The organism is Pseudomonas sp. B611 (assembly GCF_055407965.1).
On sequence record NZ_JBUZST010000041.1, the window covers coordinates 1 to 2,896 of the forward strand.

Genomic DNA, 2,896 nt, shown 5'->3' on the forward strand with positions numbered 1-2,896 from the left:
GCATCGACCCTCGAGGCAACCTCCTCCAGAAGCTCCTCATTGAACTGTAAGGCACGATCTAGGTGGGTTTGACGGTCTACCAGCTCCGCCTGCAGGCGGTCGATCTCAGCCTGTTTAGAGGCTATGAAATCGTCTTTTTCTTGATGTTTGGCCTTGGTCATATCAGCAGAAACACCACGGACAAACCCAAGATCCTCGAAACGTTGGCCTGCAGTGTCCTGCAATTTTGACCAAATCGATTCACCTTTGCGGCCCATGAGGTCACGCAATGGGGCTTTATTCGTCTTAAAATCGTAATTGAAGAAGATACATTGAGCGTGATAATTCATCTTATATTCGCCTGTTACTGGGTCTTTATGGCCCTCGTCCATGTGCATTTCCCAGCCTAACGGCTCCATGCCGGTCTTTTCTTTTACATCTTGCATAAACTGCTCAATATGATCGGAAAACGATGTTTTCCAGTCAGGGTCTTTCATGATCTCCATCATCTGATCTCTTGAAAATGACAAAACCCCATCCATGAATGTATTGGCGGTTTTTTGTATTTTCTTATTTTTAATACCTTCTACTTGATTAAAAACGTCCTTATATCGATCATAGATGTTATAGCCACAACCAAAATTATCTTTGGCGAATTCGACTATTTGGTTGGTATTTTTGGCAAAGGCACGTTGAACGTGTCCTATCTCACCAGACGCATTTGAATTTTTATAATACTTGGCATTGAATGAAACGAAATTTTTCATGGTGCGATATCATTGTTATATGATCATGTTGTAACATTTATTTTCAGATAATCAAGTGCTTATAAAGCACTACTTGTGCTTTAAAGCAACTTGGTGCTTTATAAAGCCTTTAAATGCCTCTATTTTATTCCTTGATACATCACATTCCGAAGGAGTGTTTTAGCCCATTAAAGCACTCTACGAGTGCATGGGCCTCGCTACGCGAGGAAGATCAACAGCAAGATCAAGATCAAGATCTGCAACAGGTCAAAAGCTTACAATCAAAATCGGCAATGTCTTACATAAACCGTTCCGGTTTATTCCAGAGGCTGTCTGTTTTTAAAAGCTGCGTTGCCCTTGCTTTTATCACCAGAACAGCACCGGCAACGGTGCCATTACACCCCTGAACATTTCCCTCCAGGGAATGTGGGGGTGTGCTGTCAGTCCCCGAAAATCAAAAGCGGGTTGGACAGTGACGATGGTGATCCATCGATCCCATTCCACCCTAGAAGCTCCTGATAGCCCATTAGCGAGCCGATTAAGGTCGTTTGACATGGTTGGCCGGCTTTTTGGCCAAGCGTGTCAAATGGCCCAACAACGAACGCAGTGAGGCGTTAGGCTCGATTGCAGCACATAGATCCGACGGAGCTACCGCATTTACAGGACGCCAGCCCATTCGGGCGATGGCTTTCCCCAGTGCTCTCGCTCTGTTGATCTCATGGTTTGCCGTCGTCCTACGGCCTAGGCCACCCACTCAATCACCATAACGAGGCTTGTGGAACCTGCTTCGCGTTGCGGTAGATCCGTCCTATCCGAATGCAATCTAACGGGCTGAAAATGCCCTTATTTTTGATTGCTATAACGAAGGTCAAAAGAGGGTAATACAAGATATAAGATACTGGGAACCACGTATTCCGTGGCTTTCAGCCAATTTTTATACTCTGTGGAGGTAAGTTTTATACTCTGTGGAGGTAAGTTTTATACTCTGTGGGGGTATGAAATGAGTGTAAAAAAAAGTATACCCTCGCTATTTCAAGGCTCTAAATTGTACTTTTTTAAAAGTAAGTTCGTTACCGTGTGGGGGTATGCTTTATACTCTTTTAAGGGTATTGACAATACTTTTAAAATGGTATATACTGGGAATAAGCAACTATTTATAGGAACATATTATGTCTTCTAAAAGACCTACAAAAAACCATATATACACACATGAAACACATGCAGTAAATAACGAAACCGGCGAAGTTATTTCATCATCAAAAGAAACTATTATTCAGTTTCCTGCTGAACCTGAATATATAAAGCTTTATTTAGACGATATTAATCGCCTCTACGATCTTCCAAACAACTCCATCTTATACGAGCTTATGAAGCGTATGGACTATGATGGGTTGATTAATATAAGCAAATACGGCAAAGACATGATTTGTGAAAAGCTTAATTTAAAACCACAGACCTTTGCAAATTATCTTGGAAAATTAAAAGATAAGGACATTATTCTCCCTGTCGGTCGTGGCACATTTATGCCGAATCCAAACCTTTTTGGCAAAGGCACATGGAAAGACATTTATAATCGTAGAAAAACATACGAAAGCATTAAAATGAACATCATTTATAAAGCAGATGGTTCAAAAACAGTTCAAACCGAGTTCAATCTAGATGAATAATGTTGTAAGTAAAATAATTAAGAGCCTTACGGCTCTTTTTTCTGGTGTGCTTTGCACTTTTAAAGCTTGAACTTGCCGCTTCGTCCCTTCAATTCATCATTAAGAGACTTCATTTTTACCGCATTTTCTTGTGTTTCTTTAAGTAGTGGTAGTAAATCACCACCACCAGAATCGGCGTTAAAATATGCTGCAACTTTGTTGCACAACTTCAATGATGAATTATAAAAATCTGGAAATGAATTCCTAAGTTGTTGTTGTAAGTTTTTAAAAATAGGGCTTTCATTAAGCATATTTTTAACATTGTCATACATGCTTTTTATGTCTTTTCTTACTTCTTTTTCGAGTTCGACACGTTCGATTAAACTATCATAAGCAGCACCATTTTCATTAAAATCAGCAACAATAGCATCGACCCTCGAGGCAACCTCCTCCAGAAGCTCCTCATTGAACTGTAAGGCACGATCTAGGTGGGTTTGACGGTCTACCAGCTCCGCCTGCAGGCGG

Annotated in this window: 3 protein-coding genes; 1 reads left to right on the forward strand and 2 read right to left on the reverse strand. The window is 40.9% G+C overall.

Going from position 1 to position 2,896, the window contains the following annotated elements:
- The coding region (locus ACZRMO_RS30160; RefSeq protein WP_463975267.1) for a plasmid recombination protein at positions 1–746 on the reverse strand (746 nt) is incomplete at its 3' end.
- Between the two features lie 1,148 nt (positions 747–1,894).
- Between ACZRMO_RS30160 and ACZRMO_RS30165 the strand changes: the two genes are divergently transcribed.
- Positions 1,895–2,392 carry a hypothetical protein gene (locus ACZRMO_RS30165; RefSeq protein WP_169894459.1) on the forward strand — a complete coding sequence of 166 codons (498 nt, stop codon included), beginning with the start codon at positions 1,895–1,897 and terminating at the stop codon, positions 2,390–2,392.
- Positions 2,393–2,451: 59 nt separating this feature from the next.
- Here ACZRMO_RS30165 and ACZRMO_RS30170 read toward each other — a convergent pair.
- Positions 2,452–2,896 (reverse strand): hypothetical protein (locus tag ACZRMO_RS30170; protein WP_463975268.1); only part of this gene is annotated, 445 nt, incomplete at its 5' end.

Excerpts from the sequence above, each read along its gene's own strand:
- ACZRMO_RS30165 (WP_169894459.1), top strand. The coding sequence starts at position 1,895 with ATGTCTTCTAAAAGACCTACAAAAAACCATATATACACACATGAAACA.